This window comes from Dyella acidisoli (assembly GCF_030160295.1).
In the GTDB taxonomy this organism is placed as follows: domain Bacteria; phylum Pseudomonadota; class Gammaproteobacteria; order Xanthomonadales; family Rhodanobacteraceae; genus Dyella_B; species Dyella_B acidisoli.
On the sequence record NZ_BSOB01000017.1, the window covers coordinates 177239 to 204083 of the forward strand.

Below are 26845 nucleotides of genomic sequence, written 5' to 3' on the forward strand. Positions count from 1 at the left end.
GCACGATCAGCTCGGACGCGTGGAACTTTGGTGACGGCAGCACCTCTACGTCGGCGAACCCGAGCCACACCTACGCGGCTGCGGGTACCTACACGGTGACGTTGAAGGTGACGGATAACACCGGTGCCACCAACACCAAGACCGGTTCGGTGACGGTCACTGCACCGACTGGTCGTACGTTCTCCAACAACACTGCCGTTGCCATCGGCGACGATGCGACGGTCACCAGTCCCATCACGGTGAGTGGCATTTCGGGTGACACCAAGTCGACGATCCAGGTCCACGTCAACATCACAAGCAACATGTCAGGTGATCTCGGGATCACGATCACCGCACCGGATGGTTCTTCGGCCACCTTGAAGAGTCCGGACTTTACGACCACCGGTAGCCTCAACACGACCTACTCGGTGACGGCGACGGGCGTACCGGCCAACGGCACATGGACGCTGACCGTGACCGACTACGACTTCTTCGGCAACGGTGATAGCAGTAAGTTGAACAGCTGGAACGTTTCGCTCTGACGGAAAGCCGGCGCGCAGGGATGCGCGCTGATGCAAAGCTTTCACATGACTGCGCTAAGCAGTTCTGAGCCGGTGCGCGACGGAAAGTGCACCGGCCGGTTTTATTTATGGGTGAAAAAGCGATTGACACTCATAAACGATCTATTGCAAAACCACTGGAATTCATGATCGCGATCACTGATTGCAGGTTGTCCATTTCGCCGCGTAATGTGCCAATATCACCTACAAGGAGCCACGGGGGATATTAGAAAACGCAAGAGAAGACAACAGTCTCTCTCTTCGCACGCGAATGGTGTACGCATGCGATTGGGCTTCATTAAACCTCGTCACGCAGCCGCATGGTTCGCATGTGGGGTCGCGCTGCTGGCTTTATTCGCTTCGAACTGGCCATCTCCGGCATGGTCTCAGACGACAGCCACCGAGATTCGGTCATTTGCTGTTCCGGCGGGAAATCTTTCTACGGCGCTTGATGTGCTGGCTGCTCAAGGCCAATTGCAGATCATGTATTCGCCCGAACTGGTTCACGGCTTAACCAGTCGCGCCGTGGTGGGGCGCTTCACGGCAGAAGCAGCATTGACGCAACTTCTGGCTGATTCGGGACTAACGTGGCAGATGGTCGGTCCGTCCACGCTTCTGCTACAGCGCATGGAAGCGTCAACTGAAAACGTCGATGCAGCGAAAATAAAGGGCGGCGCGCGCGCGGCCAAAACGCTCGGTACGATGACCATTAGTGGATCGCTGATCGACAATCCACGTATTCAGACGGCAACTCCTGTCTATACCCTCACCGCGGAAGTCATTAACGCGCGGGGATTCAATAGCGTTGCGGAAGCATTGCAGTACTGCATTTTCGCCACCGGCTCCGTGCAAGGTCCTCAACACTTTGCCGCCTTCACCCAGGGAGCTCAGACCGTCAACATCGGCAATCTTGGCCCGTCGCTGACGCTCATCCTGATGGATGGCAAGCCGCTTGCTGAATTTGGAATGCTCTATGACGGCTCCTACAGCTTTACCAATCTGTCGAACATACCTCTTTCGCTTGTCGATCATATCGACATCATGCCGGCCGGAGCCTCATCGATCTACGGTTCGCAAGCGGTTGCCGCCGTTATCAACATCGTCACAAAACAACGCATGGATGGCGGTCAACTATCCGTGCAGAGCGGCGGCTATACGGCCGGCGGCGGCGCCAGCCAGCGCATAAGTGCAGCATATGGACATACGTTCAACGCGTTGAGCATCTTGGCGAGTATCGAGTTCAATAGCGCGTCACCGATTTGGGGCTATCAGCGCGCGTTGACGGCGAGCACCTGGTCCAATCCTAATGGTCTGGCCACGCCATCCTTGCAGTCCGCAATCGTGGACTACGGGTCTGCAGCCTCATATACAGGCCAAGCAAAGGGATTCATCACCCCGCCATCCGGTTGCGCTGGCAGCTTGTATGGCGCAACTACGCAATTGTCCACGTACAACACCAGCCCAGGAATTTACGGCCAATACTGCGGATCACGGTACGCCGATGGCTACGCGACCCTTAGCAATCGGATTCGAAGCATCGGAGGGTCGTTCAAGCTTCAGTACCGCGTCAACGAAGACCTGTGGCTCTATGCCGATGCGATGATGAGTTGGCAACGCCAGAGCTGGTATGCGGGCGCGCCCCTATGGGCGTCGACGTATTTGCCGTCCAGGCTTATTGAAGATGCCGATACCGGGAATATCCTGGTTTTCGAGCGGACTTTTGCGCCGGAGGAAGAGCCGGGCGGCGTCGTAGGCCAGATGAGTCGCCAACAGGATCTGCTCTACCAGCTTGATCTGGGCGCCAACGGCCAATTCGGCGCTTCGAATTGGATCTGGGATATCTATTACCTGCGGTCGGGCGATCGCACGACATTGATCAGAAACGATCTCATGACCGCCCCGATCAACGCGTTCTTCCAGCGTATGTTTGGACCGCCCGTGGGTATCGATCCCAGTACAGGACTGCTTACCTACCATCCCGACTACGCAGCATTCTTTCGATCGATCACGCCGGCGCAGTTTGCGAGTTTCACTCAGGACATCGGTGAATTCAGTCAGACCTGGATCAACGACACGCGCGCAACCATTTCCAATGCAGAGTGGTTTGAGCTTCCCGGGGGTAACGCCGGTTTTGCTGCGCTTGTCGAGCGTGGTGGCGAAGCGTGGTATGCGCCCGTCGATCCTCTCTTCAGCAGTGGTGCCGTCTATCTGCATACCGTGGACGGAGGAGGGGGGCAGCGGGCGCATTCAGCGGCCGCATTCGAGTTCAATGCGCCGGTATGGCGACAAGTTACACTCGATCTGTCAGGCCGCTATGACTATTACTCGCCGCAGGCTGCAGCCAGCAATCACAAATTCACGTACAAGCTAGGTATTGAATATAGACCCACGGATTCGTTGCTGCTCCGCGGAAATTATACCACGGTTTTCAAAGCGCCTGATTTGCCAAGTATCTATTTGGGGCCAAGTGCCGGCTTCGCCAGTGTTACCGATCTCTATCTGTGTACCGTCACACATACTTCCAATTGCGGTACAAACGCCACCCAGGTTGTTCCGGTTACGCTGCTGGGCAGTCGTAAACTGCAGCCGCTTTCGGCCAAAACGTGGACGGCTGGTCTTGTCTGGTCGCCGAACGACAGCCTAAGTTTTGGGCTCGATTATTTTCACATTGACGCGCAAGACGAGATCGCTTCGCAAGATCCCAATCTGCTTGTGCAGGAGGAGTCGCAATGCTTGCTAGGTCAGCGCGACCCGAACTCCTTGGCGTGCCAAGTGTTGACCAATCCAACAAACGGCCAGGTACAACGAGCGAGTCCAGATGGACGCGGCGAAATTACAGGCGTGACGTCTTACGACGCCAACCTGGCTCATGAAACCACCGAGTCAGTTGTTGCCAACGTCACATGGGGATTTCCGTTGCCGCGCGTGGGCAAATTTGCCATGCACTTCGACTACAACGACATCCTCAAGCACGACTATCAACAGTCCCCTGGCCAACCCGTGGTCAACCTATTGGACGATCCAACCCTGAACGTTGATTTCAAGAGCGTAGTGGAAGGGAGTATGAGTTGGACAAGTCTCGACGACCGGTGGAGCAGCACTTTGTACGGTCGCCGCCTCGGCTCTTCCCCCGATTACGCTTCGATAAGCGGCCTTGGCTATCCGGGGAGCGCCCATCTTACGCCCTGGATCACGTTCAACTGGAGCCTGACTTTTACGCCTGCGAGTCCTCTGAAGTTTTCCCTTGTGATCAAAAACATCGCCAACAAGGGGCCGCCGAGGGATCCGACGTTCACCGCGTTTCCCTATTTCAACTTTGATAACTATAACGACTATGGTCGTGAAATCATGCTGCAAATGGATCTAAAGCTGACGAGTCACCCCGGCTGAAGTCTCTATTGGGAGGGCTCATCCGTTCTCGTGAATCGGTAGCGAAAAGCTGAAGCATCTATCGCCATTACCGCTACGTGAAGTCCACATGCGGCCCGCATGTGATTCGATGATCGATCGACAGGCGGCAAGATTTACCTCCAGGCCATCCATGTCAGCAAGGTGATCCGGTTGGACGGCGGCGTTTGCGTAGCCTGTTCTCGTGCTTCTTTCGATTATGTTTACGAAAACCTCCTTCGATCGGTGTTGTGTATGAATGATGAGTTGCTTCGTATCAGCATTTGAAGCTTCGATGGAGTCCATGCCGAGTTGAATCACTCTCATCAAAACATGCTGCATTTGTGGAGGATTGCCCCAGGTCGGAGGCATGTGATCGGTCAGGTTTAGTTGCAGAGAAATATCTCTCTCCCGCAACTTGGCCGTGAAGAGATCGCAGGCATTGACAATGATCTCATTGAGATCAAGCACGCTTTGGCCGCCCCATGTGCGCTGATGCACGGATGCCGCGTGTGCCATGATGGCTGCGGCTGACGTGGCGTCCTGAATAATTCCTTCGTTAGCGAAGAGGGCCCGGTCCAGATGCGGAGACTTGGGGGATAGCCAGCGGTGGCAGGCGCGTGCACGAGTGATCACGGCGCTCAGAAGCCGGTTCACTTCTTGTGCGAGCGATGTTGAAAGATCCGTCGAAGTAATCATCTTAAGGGCATGCGACAACCGCGACTGCGCAACCTGAAGATGCTTTTGCAAGCGTAACTTGTCGTCGACGTCGATGGTCACCACACACCAGTAGATGATGTTGCCGTCCTGGTCGCACATGGAGTTGCCGTAAAAATCACACCATCGATACGAACGGTCGGCAGCCCGAAGACGGAAGGTCCCCTTGTAGCCGTTGTCCGATGCTGTCGACTTGCGCCATGCCTCGGTGAATGCGAAGGCATCATCAGCATGTATATCAGCGGCCCACAAAAAGCGTCGGTAGTCATCTTGCGAAAGACCGCTGTAACCACAAGCGTGTTGGTTTGCGTACTCAATTTGTCCGTTTGGAAGAGCCGCCATGACAGGGACGGGGAGCGCCTCAAGGAGAGATCGAAAACTTCCAGCGTCGCTGCTCAACTCATCAGTAATCTTTCCATAGCTACGGATGTTTTCGAGCAAACCATGCCATTGAACAGTATGGCCAAGATGATCGCAGACCGGTGCGGCTTTTGTATGGAACCAATGATACGTGCCGTCAAATCGCAGAAGCCTGTGCACGATGCTTATGGATTGGCCGTTGCGACAACCGCGGTTCCAATGCCCGATGAAGAAGTTGTAATCGTCGACATGAATGCACTCATTCCATGCCCTTAACGTGGCATCCCGCAGGGGCTGGCCGACGAATGATAGAAGATGCCGATTGGCTTGAATGTTCTCGCCGGAAGCATCGGCTACAAACACAAGGCCGGGAATGCTGTCGAATACGCGGAGAAGATCTGAGCCATTCGATGATGCGACGTCGACGATTTCTTGCTCACCCATGTTCGACTGCATATCCCCTTGCCCTTGGCTTGTAAGTGCCGCCGGTCAATCTATAAGTTTCTAGGCGACGTCTCACTAAGACGCGGTTCGAACAGGAAAAGCCTACCCTCGAACCATTCACGGTTAAGAAGCAGATGCGTCTGACGATTTGTTCAGTTTGAGCTGGGCGTTTTATCCCGCACAAAGATATCGGATCTTCATGTCTTAGTAGAAATGATCACATAGGCTTTTTTTTTTGGTCACCGTTTAAATATATGGCGACGCTGCTACGCGATCGGGGAAGGGGATTGCGCAGGGATGCGTAGCGCGTTGGAGCCGTCGTCCGGAGCGATACGAAAGGAGGGTTGCACTTCGGTGCAAAAGAGTTACGGGCACACGTGCTCGTGGGGCCCGTTTGTCAAAAATAAAGCTTTGGGGAATTTCTTTATGTCTAATCGCAAGTTTTCTTCGAGGAGCCGCCTGTTAATGGCAGCGGTTTCAGCTTTGCTCAGCGTGACCATGGGGAGTGCAGCGGTTCACGCAGACGATGGTGCATCCACGAATCCTTATGCGGTGAAGAAGGTCAATATTCTGCAAGACCCGTATTCGCCGCTTGTTGGACATGCCTACCGTCACGGTGTTTTACCGACCGTTGAAGGGGTCCGACTGTCACGACAGTGGAAGGCCGCCAATTTCGTGGCCGGCACGACGGCCGCAGCGACGGGTCCCGATACGTTGTCCTATCTCGGTGGCGACCCTAATGCGGGTGGTGCCGGCGTGATGGACGGTACCGTGAAAGTCTACGTGGTGTTCTATGGCAACCAGTGGGGTACCCAGAGTACCGATGCCAATGGCAATCTGACCTTCTCCGGCGATCCGGATGGTACGGCGCCTGTCACGCAAAAGTTTTTCAAAGACATCGGTACTGGCGGTGAACTGTGGTCGGCGGGGTTGACGCAATGGTGCGACGGCCCGAACGTGTCGGCGGGCGCAACCAGTTGCCCGAACAATGCCAGCTTCGTCCCGTACCAGACCGGTGGCGTTCTGGCCGGTGTGTGGTATGACAACTCTGCGGCGTCTCCGGCGGAGGCTACCGCGCTTCAACTCGCGCAAGAGGCCGATGCAGCCGCGAAACACTTCGGCAATACGACGGCAGCATCGAACCGGTATGCCTATTACGTGATCCTCTCGCCGCACGGCACCAATCCAGATGACTATAAAGCCCAGACTTCCGGCGACCAAGGTTACTGCGCGTGGCACGACTGGGACGGTGATGGTGCGCTTGGCGGTGCCGCCCCGGGCCTTGATGGCAGTGGAGGAGGTACGGGTTCTCCTGATGGCGCCGTTGCTTTCAGCAACCAACCGTACAACGTGGACAACGGTGCGACCTGCGGCGTGAATTTCGTGAATTCGGGCGCAGCAGGAACGCTGGATGGTTACACCATGACGCTAGGACACGAATGGCAGGAGATGATGTCCGATACGTTCCCCTATGCTTCTTCGCCAACGGCTACCACCTTCTCTGGCGGTGGTTGGTACAACCAAAAAAATGGTGAAAACGGTGACGAATGTGCCTGGCGCTATTCGTTCGAGCAAGGCGGAGCGGCCAATGTCCAATTCGGCAACGACACGTTCGCAGAGCAGTCCATCTGGTCGAACGATACGAACGAGTGCGATATCTCGCACCCGATCGTGAACCATAGTGCGGGTAGTAAGCCGGTCGCCAACTTCGGTGACACGGTAAGCGGCCTGACGGTGAACTTCACAAACAGTTCCACCGATACGGGCGGCACGATCAGTTCGTATGCATGGAACTTCGGTGATAACACCACCTCCACCGTAGCAAGCCCGAGCCACACTTATGCCGCAGCCGGTACGTATACCGTGACGTTGACGGTAACCGACAACACTGGTGCAACCAACACCAAGACCGCATCCGTGACGGTAAGCAGCGGCGGTACCACCACGGGCAATCCGGTAGCCAACTTCACCGATACGGTAAGCGGCTTGACGGCGACCTTCACCAACAGCTCCACCGATACGGGCGGTACCATCAACGCGTATGCATGGAACTTTGGTGACGGCAGCACTTCCACCGTAGCAAGCCCGAGCCACGCCTATGCCGCAGCCGGCACGTACTCGGTCTCGCTGAAGGTGACGGATAACACCGGTGCGACCAACACCAAGACCGGTTCGGTGACGGTCACAGCGCCGACAGGCCGTACGTTCTCCAACAACACCGCGGTCGCCATTGGCGACGATGCGACTGTGACCAGTCCCATCACGGTGAGCGGCATTTCGGGTGACACCAAGTCGACGATCCAGGTGCACGTCAACATCACCAGCAACATGTCGGGGGATCTCGGGATCACGATCACGGCGCCGGATGGTTCTTCGGCCACCTTGAAGAGTCCCGACTTCACGACCACGGGTAGCCTCAATACGACCTACTCGGTGCCGGCGACGGGCGTACTGGCCAACGGCACATGGACGGTGACCGTAACCGACTACGACTTCTTCGGTAATGGCGACAGCAGCACCTTGAACAGCTGGAACGTTTCACTTTGATGAAATATCCGCGCGCAGGGATGCGCGCGTGCAAATCACTCACTTGACTGTGCAAAGCAGGCTTGACCGGTGTCGCGTAAAGCGCACCGGTCATTTTTGTTCATAGGTAAAGAGCGGGAGCATCCCTGGCAACCGTTGCTCCATACAGCCGGCTCGCGTTTGTCGCGCTGCCCCGATGGCAGGTTCCGGTAGGAATTCTCCGATTCAAAAGGGCATAGGCGGAAAGTAGCTTTCCCACATCATCGGCGGTGACATTTGTCGCAACTCCATTTGGGTGGCCCACCTCGATGAGAAAGGAGGGCCTTCATGTCTGCCACGCCATCACCGAATACTTCGCCTGCGGGATACCTGGTGCATGAGCAACAGATGGCGTCCATTGGCAAGGTGATTCTCAAGCTTTCGCCCGAATGTCAGCGCGTCTTTCTGCTCAAGCGGGTGTATGGCATGAGTTGCAAACAGATCGCCGTACTTTCCGGCATACCTGTAAGCAGGGTAGAAAAAGATCTCGCCAAAGCGCTCGCCTTGTTGAAGGGTTGCATAGCCGATCAAGAGTGAAGCTTTCTTCCATTCGCGCCGGTCCTTCTGTTGTGCACGTATATTCCAGTCAAGACAGCGGTGCCGTGCCGATATGGGATCTTTCGAGGATAAAAAAGCGCCAGGCCCTGAGGGTCTGGCGCTGGAATCGTTTCAGATGCAGGCGCACATCCCTGTGCGCTGCAGCCTTTAGAACGTCAGGCTCCAGTTATTGAGTGTGCCGTGGTCGCCGTTCCCATACACATCGAAGTCAACGATTTCGAGCTGCCATGTGCCGTTCGCCGGTGACGAGGATGCGTTCACGGTCCAGGTCTTGTTGATGTTGCCGTCATTGTTGAAGTCAGGTTCTTGCAGAAGCTGTGCAGAACCGTTCGGTGCAATGAGCTCGATCAACAAATCGCCGGAGTGGCTGTGCGTGATGTTGGCGTGCACTTGCAACGTTGTCGGCGCGTTGCCCGACTCGCCGCTTACCGCGATGCTGCTGACGACAACGGCGTTGTCGCCGATCGAGCTCGGTGTGTTGTTGCTGAATACACCGCCGTTACTACTGCTTTTCACCGTCACCGACTCGGTCTTGGTATTGCTGACCCCAGTGTTGTCGGTCACCTTCAGTGACACCGAGTAGGTACCGGCCGCCGCATAGGTGTGGCTAGGGCTGGTCGCAGAAGACGTGCTGCCGTCGCCAAAGTTCCACGAGGAAGCTTTGATGGTACCTCCCGTATCGGTGGAGGTATTGGCGAAGTTCGCCGTCAGGCCGCTGACCGTATCGCCGAAATTAGCGACGGGATGACCGGACGGTGTCGGTGTCGGAGTAGGGGTGGGTGTTGGAGTGGGTGTCGGTGTCGGTGTTGGAGTGGGGGTGGGTGTCGGAGTAGGTGTTGGCGTTGGCGTCGGCGCACCACCCCAGTATTTGGTGACGTAAGCGCTGAACTTGCTGATGTCCAAACTGCCCCAGCCGGTATCCATGTCATAACCGACGCCGGCGTTGTAACCGTAGGTGGTGCCATTGGAAGTAATGCCGTTGTTGCCTACGGTGACATCATGCAGCGGTGTGTTATCTGCCGAGAAGTACTTGTACATGTTCGGGGTTGGCAGACCCAGTGAGTTGCTATTGGCTGCCTCGATACGAGACCAGATGCCCACGAAGATCGGTGAGGCGAGACTGGTCCCCCCCACTTGCGCGCCCATACCCTCATACACAATGTTCACGCCCGAAGCATTGTCTGCGTCGAATGCGATGTCGGGTACTTCGCGTTTGCTGGGTTTGTTGCTCAGGTAGCTCGACTGCCAAGTAGGTGCGGTTTCGAAGCCGCTGACGCCACCAGTGGCGGCCCAGAGGCGCTCATTGCCATCGTTGTTCATGCCTTGGGTCGAAAGACCCGAGTTCCAGCCGGTTTCACCCACGTAGGTGGTACTGCTGGTCGTCGACGTGGATAGTGCCGTGCCGCCGACTACCACGACGTCCGGTGATGCACCCGGCTCGGACACGCCATATTGGCTGAGCGTAATTTGCGGGACACCTTGGCCATTGGCAACGTAGCCCGGACCATTGCCCGAGGAATCAAACGACCACCCATACACACCCGCGTCGCCACTGGCAACCGAGAAGACCTGTCCCTGAGTCACGGCCTGAGCGAAGATCTTATCGTCGGCTGACTCCACACCTCCGTTGGCGGCGGCTGTTTCGTCCGAACCCAGCGACACGTTGATGACCTTGGCGGTATCGTCCGTCACGGCCTGGTTATAGGCCGCCGTAATATCGGAGCTCTGCGAGCTGGACGCGGCGTACAAGATCATCTGTTTCACGCCGCCGGAAACGCTATCGATGGTTTGGCTGTCCAGATCCCACTCGACGGTACCGTCCTGATAGCCCGCACCACTGCCAGGAACCGAAACGGTCTTCAGATTGACCTTCGACAGACTGTTGTTGGTGGTGAAGGTATTCAGGTCACTGGTGGCCTGGGTCATGTCGCCCCAGGTGATGATACCCACGACCGTGGTCGATGCCGTCGGTGTGGTGCCCACATCGTAAATGGTGGGAATATCAAGCGGACTGTGAGCCACTTCCTGTCCACCCGTAGCGGCCTGCGGCACAGCGGCATTGACACCCTTGACCGGCTTTATGGCAGGGGTCGACAGCACGTGAACGGTGGCATAGTCCTGCAGGCCGAGGACCGCATCAACGGTGCTGCCCAGCGATTGCGGCACGATAACGTCAGAGCCATTGGCATAGTGCTTCTCGCCCTTGTACATGAAGCTCTTCATGTTGGCGTTGAAGGCCGCATTGACGGTAGCTGCATTGCCGTCGGCAGACACCAGCGTGTTGTTCGGTGACACCTGGATGTTGGTGAAGCCGTATTTCTGCAAATGCGCTACCACGGACTGAACTTGCGCGTCCGTAGGCGAGTATTGGGCTTTGAATTGGGCAGGTGTCAGGAAGTGATGATAGTCAGGGCTTCCTAGCTCGTTCACTGATTGCTCAAAGCTTTTCAGCTGGTCTGCGTTGCGTAACTGGAGACTTACCATCACATGCAGTGGTTTGCTTTGTTCCAGCGACGAGATCTGCGTGGCGTCAATGGAAGGGAAGCCGTTTGCGACGAGCGTCGTCACACTGTCATTGGTCTGGATACTCGCGTGCGTGCGCGTAGAAACCAAGGTGCCTTCGGCGGCATGCGCCGACATGGACACTATGGCCAAAGACAGTGCCGTGGATAACAGCGTTTTGCGATTACCCTTCAAACATATCTGAGCTGACATATGTAACTCCTCGAGTTCTGGGTAAATGACATGGTCGTGGCCGAAAAAAGCATTGATGGCCGAGAATCGCGTATTAAATGTGTTGCCTCGAACCTATCGGGTGTCGAGCAACTCTCCCCTTGACGCCAGACTTTCCGACTCCTCGGCAAGCATGGCCTTTCATAGAGCTGCACTTAATAGAACGCTGAGGGGCGAAATGTCCCCCACCGAGCGCGGCAAGAACTGCGCGCTTTTGTGACGTAAAACTTGGTTCGCGAGTAGAAACTTCGGTGTTAGGAAAAATCTGATAGTAGGCGCGGCCATGCGAATGCTAGTAATAAGGGAAAAAACGCTTATAAGGTTCGACGCTTCTATTTGAATAGTCTGTCGTGCAAAAAAAATCGTCTTCGCAAGATTTCATGAAGTGATATCTCAGTAATTCGTGATGATTGGGCCAACCTGTCAAAGGCCTGGGTAGGCTTTTGGGGCGCATGAACGTTTCAATTGGAAAGGACGGAGAAATGCGACGCGTCATCGTCCACGTTGTCATGGTTACGTAAAGATGACGGATATAAGCAATGGTCTTCAGTTGAGAGAGTCCGCCATGAAACGCATGACGCGCACGGAGAGAAAGGAGGGTCTATCTATATTTTTGATATACGCGCTCTTTGTCGCATCGATTTGCTTCTTGCGTGCGTACGGAGTCGTATGGATGGAATCGCAGGAGCGGCTTGTCGAGGCATGCGCGTTCGGTAATGAAGGATCATCCGTCGACCTTGGCGACATGCTCATCCTAGGTAATAAGGCTGGTGATGGAGCGAAAAGGATGGGGTGCAAGTAGACACCTTGTATGCGTAGAGGGATGCGCCATACGCAAGGTAGGCGAGATCGATACGGATATCGCCAAAGGCAGATATGAAATGGAGCTTCGATGTGTGGCGGCTTGTGGCTGCCATGAAGATAGTTGTCAAACGGAACAAGACGAAGCTGTGAACACTGACGACGGTTCGATTTCCACATAGTCTCCCGTGACCTGATTGGGACTGGTCAAGTTACGTTCCAGCGTTTGCTGGAAGGCGCTAAGGTGTATCCCCTGTACCTTGGCGCTGGAGGTGTTTTTTTAACGAAGATCCGTTCTCTCTTAGACGATCTATGCGTGCCGTCCCATAAATTAACTGCTCATAAATTTGAAAAATAATATCTGCGTATAAGTAGGTAGGCCTTTGTTCGCGTTTTCTCGTCTTAGTAATTAGGTGAGATCGTAGAAAGGATTCGACTGAAGCTTCGTAATGTGCCTGCACGATTCACACACGACCCGGTGAACGAGGTTGTTGCTGGCATCGCGATGATTCGAAGGTTGATGACTGATTGCGGAGATAGTTGTGGATAGCGGCTCCGATAAATTTTCAGATAAAAATGCGCTTGAGGACGATCAAACGCTAGGGCGAAATGTGACGGATTGGCTTGTCTATGGCCTTGCCAGCCGTGCACTTATGGAACGCATAACTGATGAAGAGATCAAGCGATCCATCCAGTTTCGCTTACCGCTTGCCGCTATTGTTATCGGTGTGGACTTCTTCAAGGAATATATCGTTCAAAATGGATTGTCCAGTGGCGCGAAGTGTTTGCATGCAGTGATTTCATCTGCAAAGAGCGCGCTTCGCCGAAAGGGCGACATATTGAGCCGTTATAGCAACGACGAATTTGTTGCAATCATGCCGGAAACTCATATCAGCGGCGCGATAAAAGTGGCGAAGGCTATGCAGGCTAGTTTGGATGACATGGCCATTCGGCACGAAGCAAGCATCTATGGAAAAGTTACGTTGAGCGTGGGCGCAGCCATGCTTGATCCCAATATGGGCGCGACGCCCATCGAAGGAGTGCGCACAACACTTCTGCTAGAAGCGGACAGGGCGCTGTGCATCGCTAAGCTAGCGGGTGGAAACCGGGTTATGGTCTCGATTTTAGATCCCGACATGACGCATATCCGCTCGTGATGTGATGAATCGTATGTAGCCCGAAAGATGGCAGAGCAGCGCGTTCCTCATGCCCGGTCATCGTTTGAATTGTTGCGCTATTTATCTATTCAATCGCGACGTCTTTTTCATGCGTGGCTATACATCACGTGTCCATAAAGGGTGTTCGTTGGAAGAGATGCGTGTATGAAATCGAAGGAAAGAATATTGAAAATGAATATTCGACATCAATGCGTGCGCTCTGCGTAGTCACTGGGGGTCATGTCTGCGTTTAAGCGTTCGAGTGTTGAGGCGGCGACATATATGTCGCGTAGATATTCGACCTCGCTCTTACTTCGATTGTTGTCATGTCTTCATTGGGGATTTACATGAAAAGAGCCTCGCCCATCGTTCTATCAATCCTTGTGTGCCTTCTTATTGCAACGCTTAGCGGTTGCGTGATGAGTCCTGTAACGGGTCTTGTCTGCCCGCCGGGTACGCATCCTGGTCCGTACGGACATCATTGCTGGGCTAATTGAGAGTAAATCCATTTACGAATGGATATTAAGAGAGTCCGTGCATCCTATTTCTTTGCAATGCGGATACGAGTCGTATTGCATCGTCGAATTCAAGCTCGTACATCACTAAGGATAATAGCCATGAAACGCATTGCATTCGCAGCTGTATTGGTCGGCCTGACGCTGGTCGGTTCTGTCGCGCTGGCACAGTACCAACCTGGCCGCGATATTTGGTATAGCCGCCATCCGAATCTCGCCCGCGCTCAAGATCTCATCAGTCAGGCTTACGGCTCCATCCAGGCGGCACGACAGGCCAACGAATACCAGCTAAACGGCCATGCTGCCAGAGCGGAGCAACTTCTCGACGCGGCCAATCGCGAACTCAAGTTGGCGGCCGAGACCTCCAATGCCGAGGGGCGGTAAGCGCACGGTGAAGGGTCTCTTTTCAGAGGCCCTTTCATTTCAATGACGTTGAGCAGCCACGCATCGTGGGGTGCCGGTGGAACACTGCATTAGTGCACCTGACCGCGTGGGTCCTACACATGGTATCGAGCGACTTGTGCGTCAGCGAACTTCGAAAGTGTGCTTTCCATAGATATTGAGTCGCATGGAGAACGATCATCATGAAAAGGAAAAGTTTCGCCTGCACACTTGCCGTCCTGTGTCGCAATGCAATCTGGAGTCTATGGGCGACATCGACGCTTCACTGGATGGTTATAGCGCCTATGAGTTGTGGATGGGCAGCGTGGGAGCTATTGATTCCTGAGCGCAGTGACGATCGGAAATAAAGTTGGTGAGAACGACGCACTTCGAGGATATGTGATTTGTGCGTCACTTAGTATGAAAGTGACGGACGTTACCGCTATGGCTGCGATGCCGTACAAGCAGGCTTTCCGGGGTCGAGTTCACTTGCACCATCCTGCCAAAGGCAACGTAACAGGCTGGCATGCAAGCGAAGAATGCGGCGCAGTTCGATGATGGCTTGGGGCGTTTCCTGTACGTCGTGCCAGGAGGGCACCGATAGTTCGGAATCCGCGCCGTCGAGATGTGCGCTGACGTAGGGCACCACGCCGTCGTCGGATTCGGCTAGTGGGCCTTTTGATTTGTAGACGCCGACGATGGTGTGATAGCGCACGTTTGGCGAAATCGGCAGTGTGCTGGACGCTTTGATGAAAGGGTCTTCGTTGCTGAGGTTGTCGATGCTGTTGGGAATACGCAGCGGTGTACCAGGCTCGGTGTTCTTGCCCTGCGCGGCGTTGGCGATGTTCTTGCCTTCCTCCAGCAGCGTCAGCGGTAGCCGGATCAGGCCGCCAATCCAGCGTGCGAGTTTCCACTGTGCAACCGGCGTGCCGCGATGGGGAGCGGCAAGGAATACCGCGCGCGTCACTTGCGGCATCGGCTCGAACTGGAAATAAGGCGCTAGACGCTGCCGTAGTTTCTGCTTTTGCTCGCCGGTGAGATTTGGGCGTTCTTGGATAATGCTCCACAATTTGTCGTCGCTAGAGGAAACTAGCAGGCGCGCAATGACGCCGCCCATGCTGTGGCCGATCAGCACGATGTGATTGGACGCCACCGCGCGTCCCGAAGGGTCGAAGTGATGCAAGGTTTCGTCGAGCGCTTTGCGGATCTGCATCAGGTTGACCGGCGCCGGTACATTGGTGGGGTAATACACCTCCCACACTTGATAGGTGCGTCGCAACTGCTCGTCGCCCATCACTTCGTTGACGACGTTGATCCAGGCCTCGGGGCTGCTGGCCAGGCCATGCAGCATGATGACGGTGAGGCGGTTGGGATCGTATGGTTGCATCAACAGGACTTCCGGCTTGGTCAAGCCGCCGCGCCCGAATAGCGAGCGCAGTGACTCTTGAGCAAAGCCTGATTGCGCCAGCCACACGCCGTAGGGCGCAGTGAAGTTGGCGGCGAGCGGAATGGTTTGCCCGTCCAGCGCGATGGTGCTGTCGAGGTAAGGGTTGTTGGCGTGCACGCGTACGTCGCGCGTATCGAGTACGCTTTGCAATGTATCGCCTGGGAACTCGAGCACAGCAGTCACCGGTACGTAGTTGGATTCGCGCCACGGGCCGGCATTCGATGGTGTGGCACCGATAGCAACAAACTCCGAGCCAAATCCGTCACGACGATAGCTATTTCGTAACCCGCTGAAACGCAGCCCTTCGGCCGGAATCAGGTCATGCGGAATGCGATCGCCTGAGCCAAGATAGACATCGGAACTGGGCTTGAGCAGGCGCCATCCCGCCACGGATGTGGTGTCCCACTCGGTGCCAAGCTTCGGCAGTAGTTTGAAGAAGTTTGCAACCGCACGTTGCGTTGCATAGTTGTAGAAATTCAGTACTTGCGATTGGCGCGTCTCAAAAACGCGCTCGCCGGGGCGGCGTGCGGTAAAGAACAGATATGCATAGGCATAGCGCGCCGACTGCAGATAGGCATCGAGCGCGGTATCGCTGATGGTTTCACCCTGTTTGGCCCGATCTGACTGTATGGCGAACGCAAGCCACAGCTCTGCCAGTGCGGATAGGCGCCGCTCATCATCCAGGCCATCGGAGTAAAGCAAGGTATTGGTGCAGCGTACGAAGTTCGCTGCGCATTCGTCACGGTTGAGCGCGATCACGTTGAGTGATTGCACCGTGCTGTCACTGAGTACGCGTGCACTCAGTACGTCGCTGCGTCGCTGGGTGGCGTAATCCTTCTGTGCAACATGCCGCACGCCCACCATGGCGCAACCGCTGGCGAGCAGTAGGAGCGTCAGTGCGATGGTGCGAGAAATCCAGCGTAGCGCACGGTCCTTCACGTTTTCTCTCAGGGTATGCACGCGGAATCCGCGATCATCATTGAATTTTTCATCATTCATGAAGTTTTCTCGGCCTTTGTGCCGTCATCCCAGCGAAAGCTGGGATCCAGCGACTTGCAGATCCTCAAAGGCACTGGATCCCAGCTTTCGCTGGGATGACGAATCGGCATCGTTGAATACTTGGCAATGCTCACCTCCGCTGGGCTTGTGTCATCAACTATGAAAGGTCTATGACGGTCTATTATCCATACACGGACGACGGCAGGGAGACTCAACATGGTGGTGCGATGGATGTTGCGCGTATTGCTGGTTTTGGCTGTCGTGCTAACCGGCGGCTGGGGCGCGATGGCGCTGTGGTATCAGGTTCCTGGTGGAGCCGTGGCGCGCTGGTTGGCCAGTGCGGTATGGGTGGCGTTTACCCTGGCGCTGATCGCTATTGGGTGGTCGCGTCGTAGCGTTTTGCCTTTCGGTCTTTATGCGTTGGCGTTCATGACGCTACTGGCGTGGTGGAGCACGATCTCGCCATCGAATCGTCGGGACTGGGCCGACGATGTTTCGCGTTCGTTGACCGGGAATGTTGATGGTCATATGGCGACCCTATACAACGTACGCAACTTCCATTGGCGGTCCGACGACGATTACGACATCCGTTGGGAAACGCGCCAATACGACCTCGATCGTCTGACCAGTGCCGACCTGATTCTTTCTTCGTGGGGCATGCCAGGCATCGTGCATGCCTTGCTATCGTTTGGCTTCGACGATGGAACGCACGTAGTGTTTTCCGTGGAGGTGCGTCGTCAGCGGAATCAGTCTTTTTCGTCCATCGGCGGGTTCTTCAAGCATTTTGAGCGCATCATTGTCGCAGCCGACGAGCGGGACGTGATTCGTGTACGGACCAATGTGCGCGGTGAAACCGATCATCTGTATCGTTTGCAGATGAGCAAGCCGGCGATGCACGCCTTGTTTGTTTCCTACGTGCAGGAGGCCAATGAACTGGCGACCAAACCGGCGTTCTACAACACGGTGACGTCCAATTGCGTGACCATCGTGTATGGCATGGCTAAGCAGATCGATCCGGGACTGCCTTACGATTACCGACTGTTGCTTACGGCCCGATTGCCGAGCTATCTCTACGACGTAGGCGCGTTGGATAGGCATTATCCGCTGGATGTGTTGATCAACCAGGGCGATATCACGGCGCGTGCGCGCGCCAGCGGTCCGGATGATGATTTTTCGCGCGCGATTCGCACACCACCCGAACCGGGCGGGAAATAAAAGTGCTTAAAAGCACGAAAGCCCATACGGGCTTTCGTGTTCATCTCCATATTTGTTGCAACAGGAAAACGTCGAGGCTTGCCTCTATCGTGAGTCAAAGTTGGCTGATGCGATACATCGCCGTCGCGTGCGCCGGTAATGACAGCTTGAGGGCGCCGTCACCTTTGGCATCGCTGTGCGCCCATAGATCACGTGCGTTGTAGCTGCCACCCGACTTGAGGCCGATTTCGGTGGCGGAGACAGATACGTCGTGTGGTGTATCGGTTTCGTTGAACACAGCTACCGCGCGGCTACCGTCCTTGAGCGGCTTGACGATCACGTGAATACCATCGGCGTCGCGCACTTGCTTGCCTTGTACGCCAAGAGCGTCCTGGTCCACTGCAATCACTTCCTTGTTGAGCAGGATCTCCAGCGCATCCGGCTTGATCGTGCGCAGGTCGGTGCCGATCAGCAATGGCGCGGCCATGATCGACCACAGGCTGAAGTGGGTGCGGTATTCGGTGTTGGTCATGCCACCGTTGCCCACTTCGAGCATGTCGGGATCGTTGTAATGACCAGGCGTGGCGTATTGGTTCAGTACCACGTTCTCTTTGAAGTTCTTCAGCATCGAAGCATAGGTGTCGCTGATGTCGCCGGTGGTGCGCCACGAGCCGGCATCGACCGGCGGCTTGCCTCCCCACAACCAAGGCTTGTTTTCGCCCCATTCGCACATGCTGTAGAAGATCGGGCGTCCGGTGCTGCGCAGCGCTTCGGCCATGGCCGTGTAGCGTTGCTTGGCATCGACCTTCTGGTTGTTGCAGTTGTCGTATTTCAGGTAATCCACATCCCACGAGGCGATGGTGGCGGCGTCCTGCTTTTCATGGTTCAAGCCGCCGGGGAAGCCGCGGTTTTCCTTCAGGGGTTCGCAGGTGGATGTGCCGGCGCTCGAATACAGGCCGAACTTCAAATCGTGCTGATGGATGTAGTCGGCAAGCGCTTTGATGCCACTGGGGAAGCGCTTGGGATTGGGTTGCAGATTGCCATCCTTGTCGCGCTGCCAGTTGGCCCAGCAGTCGTCGATGTTGACATAGCGATAGCCGGCATCGCGCAAGCCAAGACTGATGAATTTGTCGGCGATACCGCGAATCATGGCTTCGTTGAATTCATCGCGGCAATGCGTGGAATTCCAGTTGTTGAAACCCATCTGCGGTGGCATCGGCGTGGGTGCAGCAGTAGCGCCGCCCGCAAAGACAACAAACACGAGGGAAGCTGCGGCCCGCCGCAGGTTTGCAGGGGAAGCGATCATCGTCATCTTTGCACCATTAGGGGAGTTAGGGCGAACGATCATGGAGTGGATACTTCTTTGACCGCACCCAGCATCGGCTGTTTCACCGTGCGCAGTGTCGGTTGACCCTCAGTCAACAAATCGAGCACGACCAACTGATTGCCGCTGGGCTTCAGCCAGGCGCCCGGTACATACAACGTGCGCTGTGGTCCGATCTTCCAGGTGCGGCCTAACGGATGACCGTTGAGCCAGACGACACCTTTGCCGAGGCCGGCTGTATCCAGAAACGTATCAGCATCGGCACTGCCGGAAACAGGTGCATCGAAGCTTGCGCGATAGGTGCATGGCGCGTGCGTGCATGGACCTTGGGTGTACTTCAAATCATTGTTGATAGCGAATGGCAACGCGTAGATCTGCCAGTCGAGCAGAGGTTGGTTTTGCAAGCTCACCGAGCCGACGATGCCTTTGCGCTCGTTGACCAGCTTCTCGCCGAAATTGATGCGCCCATCGTTCTGCACCAGCAGATCCAGGGTGTCGCCTTTGGCGAGTTTTACCGCCAGCGAATCTTGCTTCAGGCGGCGGTCGAGTGTGCCGATGCGCTTGCCATTTACATAGACAATGGCGTAGTCGTGCAAGCCGTCGATATGCAGTGTGCCTGCAGCGGCGGCATCGATGCGCTTGCGATAGAGAATATCGCCGTACGACTCGCCTAGTTCCTCCATGGTTTTAAGCTCATGCGACGCGACGGGTGTCGGCAGTGAATCCCACAGCGACGCCGATTCGTCCAACTTGATGTTGGCAATCGCTTGGGTGGCGGGCGTGGCCGGCACAGGTGGCGGTGTGACGCCGGTCGCTTGCGTGATCACTTTGCGCAACGCGTTGTACTTTGGCGTGGGGCGTCCGCTTTCATCCAGAGGGCTGTCGTAGTCGTAGCTGGTTACGTCTGGCTGATAGCTGTTGTCGTCCCAGTTGGCACCACTCATCCAGCCGAAGGATGTGCCGCCGTGGAACATGTACAGGCTGACTGAATAGCCCTGTTTCAGCATGCCATCCAATTCGTTCGCTACTTTATCGGTATTGATCACGTAGTGCGGCCCACCCCAGTGATCGAACCAGCCCACCCAATATTCGCCGACCATGTAGGGGCCGCCGGCTTGCCACTGATGCAAGCGCGGCAGCCTTTCAGGTGCATGGCCAACGCCGAAATTGATCACCTTGAACAGATCGGGCATGGAGCCCGGCTGTGGTGCGCTATCGGAGGTGTAAAGCAACGATGCGTCGAAGCCGCTGTCGACGATGTCCTGGCGGATCTGCTGCAGGTAGGCGTCGTTGTCCTTGCCGAAGCTGCCGTATTCGTTTTCGACTTGCACCGCGATGATGTTGCCACCGTGTGTGTATTGCAGCGGCGCCAGCTCCTGCCCGAGCCGATGCAGCCAGCGTTGTGCTGGCTGCATGAACTTCGGATCGGTGCTGCGTACGTGGGCGTCGCGGTCCTTCAACAGCCACGCGGGGAGGCCGCCGAAATCCCATTCCGAACATACGTAGGGGCCGGGCCGAAGGATCACGTACAACCCTTCCTGCTGCGCTTCGCGAACGAATTCCGCCACGTCGTTCTGTCCGCTGAAGTCATACTGGCCTGATATCAGCTCATGTGCATTCCAGAACACATACGTGGTGATGGTGTTCAAACCCATCGCCTTGGCCATGCGCAAACGTGCACGCCAGTATTCGCGTGGCACACGCGTGTAATGCATGTCACCAGCGATGATGCGGAACGGCTGGCCGTCGAGCCGCAACTGGCCGCTTTGTGCGACCAGACCGTGCTTTGCCATCTTGATCGGTTGCGCGGCAACCGCATGGCAGGTCAGAAGCAGACCAAGCGCGATACCCACCGGCATACTTTTCAATACATTCATTGAAACTCCTTGCGTTGCGCTGCCAATGCGGCTGCCTTAGAAGGTGCCGCGCACGCCCACGGTATACACCGTGCCATCCGCCTCCGCGTAGAGGAAGCGATTGGGATACACGGAGTAATCGTAAAGATGCGACTGCGTCAGGTTGGTGCCGGACACAAACAGCGAGACGTGATTGCTGAGCTTGTAGCTGGCGCTCAGATCCAGCTCGCCGTAGTCCGTTCGCGTGGCAGGCTGCGCGCCCGATCCGTATGAAAGGCTCTCCAGATATTTACCGCGCCAGTTATAAGCCAGGCGTACCTGCCAGCGTCCCTTCTCGTAGTAGCCGCTGAGGTTGGCCGAATCGCCAATGCCTGGAACTGCAAACTTGCCGGACGCGGCAATCGTGCCGGGACTGAGGTTGGCGCTGCTTTGCACATGCGTGTAATTGAAGGCCATGCCCAGGCCGTCAAACGGTGCGGGCAGAACATGCGTGAACTGATAGTTGAAGGTCAGTTCTTCACCATAGATCCTCGCCGAATTCAGATTGATCGGTTCGCTCAGCGACCAGGTCTGGCCGAGGAACGACACCGGTGTGCTGACGATCGTGCTGAAGTTGCTGACATGCTTGTAAAAGGTCTCGACGGCCAGATAGCTGGCGTCGTCGATGTACCACTCCAGGCCAGTGTCGAAGTTGGTCGACGTATAAGGCTGAAGATCAGGATTGCCCTGGCTGATCGTCAACGATTCCGGACGCGTACCGAAGCTCTGGTTGTAATAGAGATTGCTCAGCTGGGGCGGCGTCAGGGTTTTGGAGGCAGAGAAGCGATAGATCAAATTGTCGAGCAGATTGAGCTTGAAGTTCATCGCCGGTAGCCATTTGTGATAACCACCCGTGGCGGACTGCGGCTGCAACGGCCCATACGCCACCTGGCTCGCGCTGGTGTCATGGGGATCCACGTAGTAGCTGATGGGCTCCTGGAAAATTGCCTGAGACTCCGAATTCACGTGCAAGTAGCGCACGCCGACATCCAGGGCCCAGGGCTTTTCCCACATCGTGCCTTCGAACACGGCTTTGGCGAACGCTGCCTTCTCGGTTTCCCGCACCTCGTTGAAGCTGCCAGGATTAATCTGGGGCCCCAAACTGCCGTACTGGGCAAGCGCGGCGAGCAAGGCTGCGCGTTTGGCAGGCGTCAATTGATTGTAGGCCGCAGGCGTAGTCAGCCACTGAAAATACGCAGGAACGTTGTACTGAATCCATTGCGTCGGTAGCCCAGGCTGTGAAACACCGTTGATCGGCGCCGGGGGCGTGTAAATGTACGCGCCGACGGCGCTGGCAGGTACCTGCACGGCATAACCGCAGTACGCGTTGCACAGGATGCCGTCTGGCGTGGATACCGATACCGATTTGTTGTAGTCCCGGTTTTCCTGCACGCCGAATTCAAGGTTGGACAAGATGCCGCTGTCAAAATTCTTGGAGAAATTCAGCTGGTACTGGGTAATGCCTTCGGTGACGTTGTTCGACTGGCCGCCCGCGCCGCAGCAGTGTGCGTACAGATCGTCCAGGTTGGTGGTGGGAAGAATGTTGGTGTAGCTCGGCGGGGTGTTGTCGCCGTTGTTGGTCCAGGTCGGATTGACACCGACATTTCGCGTGCCGATCACCGCGAAGTAGCCGTATGGGCTTTGCTTGTTATAGGCTTTTGAGTTGGATACATCCAGGCTGATGGTGCTGGATGGGTCGATGTTGAAAGCCACGTTCAACCCGTTCTGCAGCATCTTTTCATCGCTGGGGTTGTAGGCGACGACGTAGTCGTTCGACATCACGCCGGTATTCTTTCGCACATAGTTCAATACGGTGTTGTTGGCATCCGTGGTCAGCGACTGGAAGTCGCCGGAGTTACCGTATTCACCGAACTCATGTTCCAGCGGATCGATGCGATAGCCCGCATACAAGGTGTCGAACTTGACGGTCAACTGGTCGATCGGGCGCCAATCAATGGCGCCGCTGAAACTCTTGCGGGTGCGCTCCTCATTGACCACGTTGTTGGCCAGCGTTTCAGGGATGGCGACATGCGTGTAATTGGGATTGCTTAGCCCAGAAAGCTGGGAAATATTCTGGTTGGCATACCAGGAATTGGCTTGCGTATTGATCTGCGTGTCATCGCGCTTGTAGTACTGCACGGCGGCGAGAAAGCCGAAGGTATGGTCCGAATTGGTCCAGCCGGCCACGCCCGATACCTTGGGCGTGGTCTTGCCAGCCCAGCTTCCGGTCAGGTTGCTGTTGACCCCAGCGGCAGAACCGGACCCGTGAAAGCCGGTAAAGTCCAGCGGGCGCGCGGTCTGAATATCCACCACGCCGCCGATATCGACTTCGGGGATATCCGCTGACGAGGTCTTGTTGACCTGGGCGAGGCTGATGATGTCCGAAGGAAGCACGTTGAAGTCGAACGCGCGCGTACCGGAAGCCGTCGCCATTTGGCGGCCGTTGATCGTCACTGCCACGAAATCGGGGCCAAAGCCGCGGATGGCAATCTGGCTGGATTCGCCGCCGCTTCTGTTGACCGATACGCCGGGTACGCGCTGCAAGGCGTCGGCGACATTCGGATCGGGGAATTTCCCGTTTTCTTCCGCGGAAATCGAGTCCACGACGTTGACGGAGTTCTGCTTGATCGACTCGGCGCGTTGGATCGCGGCTAGCTGGCCGGTGACCGTGATCGCGGTGAGATTGGTGGCTTTTTTCTTGTTGTCGGTCTTGTTCGTGCCGCTGCTGTCGTCGCTGCTACCTTGGCCAGCCGGCGCGGCCGTAGCCGTGGATGGTGCCGGTGCGCTGGTTTGTGCGTGTACTTGCATGCTGTAGCCGAACACGCTGGCAAAACCTACTGCTGCCAGCGCCAGGCGCACTGAGTGCGCCATTGGGTTGCGTTGCATCGAATACCCCTCCGCGTGGAACTACGTTGCCTAACACGAATGCGATGTCGCTTGACACAGTGCTACTCCCGCCGGCATTGCGCATGTCGACGTCGCACTCATCCCCACTGGAAAACACCTGGTCCTAAAGACCGCCCCTTCAATGTTCGCCAGTCACGGCGTGAAACAGCCTTGGTGTTACAGACCCAGAATCAAGGCTACTTCCAGCCGTTTTTTCAATTGTCGTATTTTAGGATAATAAGAGATTAACGAGCCCCACAAGCTGCGCCGCAGCATTTCGGGACAAGTAAAAGCCCGCATTGCGCGGGCTTTTCATTGCAAACGTTTACCTTGTACGGCTGTTATTCCTGCTTTTGCGTACTGCTGTCCGGGAAAGTTTGCAGCGCCTGCCCCTCTCCCTTCGGGAGAGGGGTTGGGGTGAGGGTACGATCAGCGCGCAATGGCAAAACTTGCGGGAGAAATGGGCATCACGCTCCGCCCGAACCCTCACTCGCCTCTCGGCACCCTCTCCCGAAGGGAGAGGGCTCACTCAGTGAGTTATCGAGTCGCTGCACATCAAGAAGTATCGCCTAGCTCAATGGGCAGTTGTGCTTCGCTGATTGCAGAAATTTTTTCCGGAAAGCAATGTGCTTTCGCAGGAATGGCGGCCGTGTGGTTACGTTTCACATATCAAGGCTTGCCGCCGTGACGGATCAATGCGAGCACTTCGTAGCACGCACCCATGGTGTGGTAATCCACCTTGCCGGCAGGACTCTTTTCGTTGCTGTATTTCTTGTTGTCCTGCGTGAGGATGCGATACCACGCGCCGTACTTGTGATCGATGAAGTGCGCCCAGGAATAGGCCCATAGTTTCATGTACCAATCGTCGTATTTCGCATCACCGGTGCGTGCGTGCAGCAGCGCTGCAGCGGCCAGCGATTCGGCTTGTACCCAGAAATATTTGTCCCCGTCGCAGATGCTGCCATCCGGGGCGAAGCCATAGCAGATGCCGCCGTCAACCGAATCCCACGCGCGCGCCAGCGCCGTGTCGAACAGGTGCTGTGCCGTGGGCAGAATCCATGCTTCTTCCTGCCCGCGTTCGCGCAGCATCGGTTCCATGATCATCAGCAACTTCGCCCATTCGGTCTGATGACCGGGCTGGAAGCCCCAGGGGCGGAACAGATGCTTGGGATCGTCGCGGTGATAATCCCAGTCGATGCTCCAGTCGACGTGGTAGTGCTCCCACACCAGGCCATTGGCCAGCTTGGCCTGATGCTGCGTCATCGTGCGTGCGAGCGTGAGCGCGCGATCGAGATAGCGCGGCTCCTTGCTGGCCTGGTAAGCGGCAAGCATCGCTTCGCACATGTGCATGTTGGCGTTCTGGCCGCGATAGGTGCTGAAGTGCCATTCGGGGTCGGCTTCGTCGCGATACAAATTCGCTTCGGCGTCCCAGAAATGCTTCTCCAGCAACTGCCACGTTTCATCCATCCACGCGGTGACTTCCTTGATACCCGCCTTCAACGCGGTGGAGTAGGCGAGCAGTACGAAGGCAACGCCATAGCAATGATTGGTGCGGTCTTCCGCTTTGCCGTCGCGGATCGTCCATGCATACCCGCCAGTGGTGGCATTGCGGTGCACGTTGCGCAGATAGCGCAGGCCGTGGTGCGTGGCGTCGAGATATTCCGGCTTGCCAAACTCGATGGCCGCCATCGCGTAGTTGAAAACGAAGCGCGTGCTGCTCACCAGGTGGCGATGGCTGGTGTCGTAGACCGTGCCGTCGTCGAGGAAGTAGTGAAAGAAGCCGCCGGCCGGATCAATGGCGCGGGGATGGTAGAACGCCATGGTTTGCGCGATGTGTTCGCGCAAGAAAGTCTCGGAACGGAAATCCGGCGTGGTCATGCGTAAGTCTCCATGAATTGTTCTACCTCGGTGGCGTGCGGCATCGCGGCGAACGAACCGTGCCGCGTCACAGCCACGGCGCCGCAGGCGCTGGCAAAGCGCAACGCAGCGTGCAAGCGCGGCAGCGTGGCGACCCAGGCATCGAGATGGGCAGCAGTAAGACCCTGCTCGGCGAACTGATACAGCAGGCCCCCCACGAAGGCGTCGCCCGCACCGGTGCTGTCGACCATCGGCACGTCATAGCAAGGCAGCTCGCCATGGGCGTCCGGGTGGAACCAACGCAACGGCTTCGATCCGTCGGTCACGATCAGCAGGCGCGCGTTGCCGGTCCACAAGCGTTCTAGCAGGGCTTCTTCGCCTTCGTCGTTCGCCAGCCAGTCGAATTCCTCGGCACTGAGCTTCACCACATCGGCCAACAGCAATGCAGGCCATACGTGCGGACGAGGTTCGCTACCGCGCGGCCACAGTGCCGGACGCAGGTTGAGATCGAAGCTCACCAGCGCGCCGGCCTGGCGCGCGCGGCGCATGCCGGTGAGGGTGACATCAGCGAGATCTGGATCAGTCATGCTGTTGGAGCAGATGTGGAACACCGCCGTGTCGTTGAACGTCTGCGGACGGAAGTGCTCGATGCGGAACAGCAAGTCGGCGGAAGGTGGACGGTAGAACGCAAAGCTGCGCTCGCCGCGCGGGTCTAGAGTTACGAACGCGAGCGCCGTGTTGGCTTCACCGGTGCGCACGACGTCGCCGGTATCGACACCGGCCTGCTGGAAGCTATGCAGCAGGAAGTCGCCGAAACGGTCGGTGCCCAGCATGCCCGCAAAACGCGCATGACTGCCGAGTTTGGCAATGGCGACCGCCACATTGGCGGGTGCGCCGCCGGCGAAAGGTACGAAGTGGCGCGCAAAGCCGTGGCCATCGCTGCCTTCGCCGTGCATATCGATCAAAGCCTCGCCGAAGCAGAGGATGGAACGTTTCATCAAAGACCCCAAGAGAAAACGAATGAGAGATTTTTGTTGTTCTCCCCACGGGGAGATGCGTGTGTATCGGCTGTGCGTTCAGTGAGCA

General features: G+C 56.4%; 15 protein-coding genes. 7 read left to right on the forward strand and 8 right to left on the reverse strand.

Annotation, left to right across the window (positions count from 1 at the left end):
• Both QQJ86_RS10150 and QQJ86_RS10155 read left to right on the forward strand, forming a co-directional pair.
• The coding region (locus QQJ86_RS10150; protein ID WP_284320822.1) for a PKD domain-containing protein at positions 1–521 on the forward strand (521 nt) is incomplete at its 5' end.
• 300 nt (positions 522–821) lie between these two features.
• Positions 822–3929, forward strand: coding sequence for a TonB-dependent receptor (locus QQJ86_RS10155; RefSeq protein ID WP_284320823.1), 3108 nt, complete (start codon positions 822–824; stop codon positions 3927–3929).
• Between the two features lie 18 nt (positions 3930–3947).
• Here QQJ86_RS10155 and QQJ86_RS10160 read toward each other — a convergent pair whose 3' ends face one another.
• Complete coding sequence (locus QQJ86_RS10160) at positions 3948–5447, reverse strand: PAS domain-containing protein (protein WP_284320824.1); 1500 nt, start codon at positions 5445–5447, stop codon at positions 3948–3950.
• Positions 5448–5912: 465 nt separating this feature from the next.
• On the opposite strand from QQJ86_RS10160, the gene QQJ86_RS10165 reads away from it, so the two are divergent.
• Both QQJ86_RS10165 and QQJ86_RS10170 read left to right on the forward strand, forming a co-directional pair.
• The gene (locus QQJ86_RS10165) at positions 5913–7994 is read left to right on the forward strand and encodes a PKD domain-containing protein (protein ID WP_284320825.1); all 2082 of its coding nucleotides are present in this window, start codon (positions 5913–5915) and stop codon (positions 7992–7994) included.
• A 306-nt stretch (positions 7995–8300) separates the two neighbouring features.
• A complete protein-coding gene (locus tag QQJ86_RS10170; protein ID WP_284320826.1) occupies positions 8301–8549 on the forward strand; it encodes an RNA polymerase sigma factor in 249 nt (82 codons plus the stop codon).
• A 168-nt stretch (positions 8550–8717) separates the two neighbouring features.
• Here the strand turns inward: QQJ86_RS10170 and QQJ86_RS10175 are convergent, their stop codons facing one another.
• Positions 8718–11285: a protease pro-enzyme activation domain-containing protein gene (locus tag QQJ86_RS10175; RefSeq protein ID WP_284320827.1), complete on the reverse strand. Its 2568-nt coding sequence runs from the start codon at positions 11283–11285 to the stop codon at positions 8718–8720.
• A 1361-nt stretch (positions 11286–12646) separates the two neighbouring features.
• On the opposite strand from QQJ86_RS10175, the gene QQJ86_RS10180 reads away from it, so the two are divergent.
• Both QQJ86_RS10180 and QQJ86_RS10185 read left to right on the forward strand, forming a co-directional pair.
• Positions 12647–13261, forward strand: coding sequence for a GGDEF domain-containing protein (locus QQJ86_RS10180; RefSeq protein WP_284320828.1), 615 nt, complete (start codon positions 12647–12649; stop codon positions 13259–13261).
• Positions 13262–13878: 617 nt separating this feature from the next.
• The gene (locus tag QQJ86_RS10185; RefSeq protein WP_284320829.1) at positions 13879–14160 is read left to right on the forward strand and encodes a hypothetical protein; all 282 of its coding nucleotides are present in this window, start codon (positions 13879–13881) and stop codon (positions 14158–14160) included.
• 439 nt (positions 14161–14599) lie between these two features.
• Here the strand turns inward: QQJ86_RS10185 and QQJ86_RS10190 are convergent, their stop codons facing one another.
• Positions 14600–16603, reverse strand: coding sequence for an esterase/lipase family protein (locus tag QQJ86_RS10190; RefSeq protein WP_284320830.1), 2004 nt, complete (start codon positions 16601–16603; stop codon positions 14600–14602).
• A gap of 216 nt (positions 16604–16819) precedes the next feature.
• Between QQJ86_RS10190 and QQJ86_RS10195 the strand changes: the two genes are divergently transcribed.
• Positions 16820–17818 (forward strand): Lnb N-terminal periplasmic domain-containing protein, encoded by a 999-nt coding sequence (locus tag QQJ86_RS10195; protein WP_284320831.1) that lies wholly within the window; start codon positions 16820–16822, stop codon positions 17816–17818.
• A 94-nt stretch (positions 17819–17912) separates the two neighbouring features.
• Here the strand turns inward: QQJ86_RS10195 and QQJ86_RS10200 are convergent, their stop codons facing one another.
• From QQJ86_RS10200 to QQJ86_RS10220, 5 genes are all read right to left on the reverse strand, one after another.
• The gene (locus QQJ86_RS10200; RefSeq protein ID WP_284320832.1) at positions 17913–19058 is read right to left on the reverse strand and encodes a glycoside hydrolase family 27 protein; all 1146 of its coding nucleotides are present in this window, start codon (positions 19056–19058) and stop codon (positions 17913–17915) included.
• A gap of 83 nt (positions 19059–19141) precedes the next feature.
• Entirely contained in the window at positions 19142–20998 is a 1857-nt protein-coding gene (locus QQJ86_RS10205; RefSeq protein WP_284320833.1) for a glycoside hydrolase family 35 protein, read from the reverse strand.
• 36 nt (positions 20999–21034) lie between these two features.
• Positions 21035–23902, reverse strand: coding sequence for a TonB-dependent receptor (locus tag QQJ86_RS10210; RefSeq protein WP_284320834.1), 2868 nt, complete (start codon positions 23900–23902; stop codon positions 21035–21037).
• Positions 23903–24571: 669 nt separating this feature from the next.
• Positions 24572–25780 carry an AGE family epimerase/isomerase gene (locus QQJ86_RS10215; RefSeq protein WP_284320835.1) on the reverse strand — a complete coding sequence of 403 codons (1209 nt, stop codon included), beginning with the start codon at positions 25778–25780 and terminating at the stop codon, positions 24572–24574.
• The gene (locus QQJ86_RS10220) at positions 25777–26757 is read right to left on the reverse strand and encodes a carbohydrate kinase family protein (protein WP_284320836.1); all 981 of its coding nucleotides are present in this window, start codon (positions 26755–26757) and stop codon (positions 25777–25779) included. Before QQJ86_RS10220 ends, QQJ86_RS10215 begins: the two co-directional genes overlap by 4 nt.
• Between the last annotated feature and the right edge of the window lie 88 nt (positions 26758–26845).

What these genes read in the sequence shown, in the direction of transcription:
- QQJ86_RS10205 (WP_284320833.1), bottom strand. Translation starts at nt 20,998, where the DNA reads ATGAATGTATTGAAAAGTATGCCGGTGGGTATCGCGCTTGGTCTGCTT.
- QQJ86_RS10170 (WP_284320826.1), top strand. Translation starts at nt 8,301, where the DNA reads ATGTCTGCCACGCCATCACCGAATACTTCGCCTGCGGGATACCTGGTG.
- QQJ86_RS10195 (WP_284320831.1), top strand. Translation starts at nt 16,820, where the DNA reads ATGGTGGTGCGATGGATGTTGCGCGTATTGCTGGTTTTGGCTGTCGTG.
- QQJ86_RS10175 (WP_284320827.1), bottom strand. Translation starts at nt 11,285, where the DNA reads ATGTCAGCTCAGATATGTTTGAAGGGTAATCGCAAAACGCTGTTATCC.
- QQJ86_RS10165 (WP_284320825.1), top strand. Translation starts at nt 5,913, where the DNA reads ATGGCAGCGGTTTCAGCTTTGCTCAGCGTGACCATGGGGAGTGCAGCG.
- QQJ86_RS10185 (WP_284320829.1), top strand. Translation starts at nt 13,879, where the DNA reads ATGAAACGCATTGCATTCGCAGCTGTATTGGTCGGCCTGACGCTGGTC.
- QQJ86_RS10155 (WP_284320823.1), top strand. Translation starts at nt 822, where the DNA reads ATGCGATTGGGCTTCATTAAACCTCGTCACGCAGCCGCATGGTTCGCA.
- QQJ86_RS10210 (WP_284320834.1), bottom strand. Translation starts at nt 23,902, where the DNA reads ATGCAACGCAACCCAATGGCGCACTCAGTGCGCCTGGCGCTGGCAGCA.
- QQJ86_RS10215 (WP_284320835.1), bottom strand. Translation starts at nt 25,780, where the DNA reads ATGACCACGCCGGATTTCCGTTCCGAGACTTTCTTGCGCGAACACATC.
- QQJ86_RS10160 (WP_284320824.1), bottom strand. Translation starts at nt 5,447, where the DNA reads ATGGGTGAGCAAGAAATCGTCGACGTCGCATCATCGAATGGCTCAGAT.
- QQJ86_RS10220 (WP_284320836.1), bottom strand. Translation starts at nt 26,757, where the DNA reads ATGAAACGTTCCATCCTCTGCTTCGGCGAGGCTTTGATCGATATGCAC.
- QQJ86_RS10190 (WP_284320830.1), bottom strand. Translation starts at nt 16,603, where the DNA reads ATGAATGATGAAAAATTCAATGATGATCGCGGATTCCGCGTGCATACC.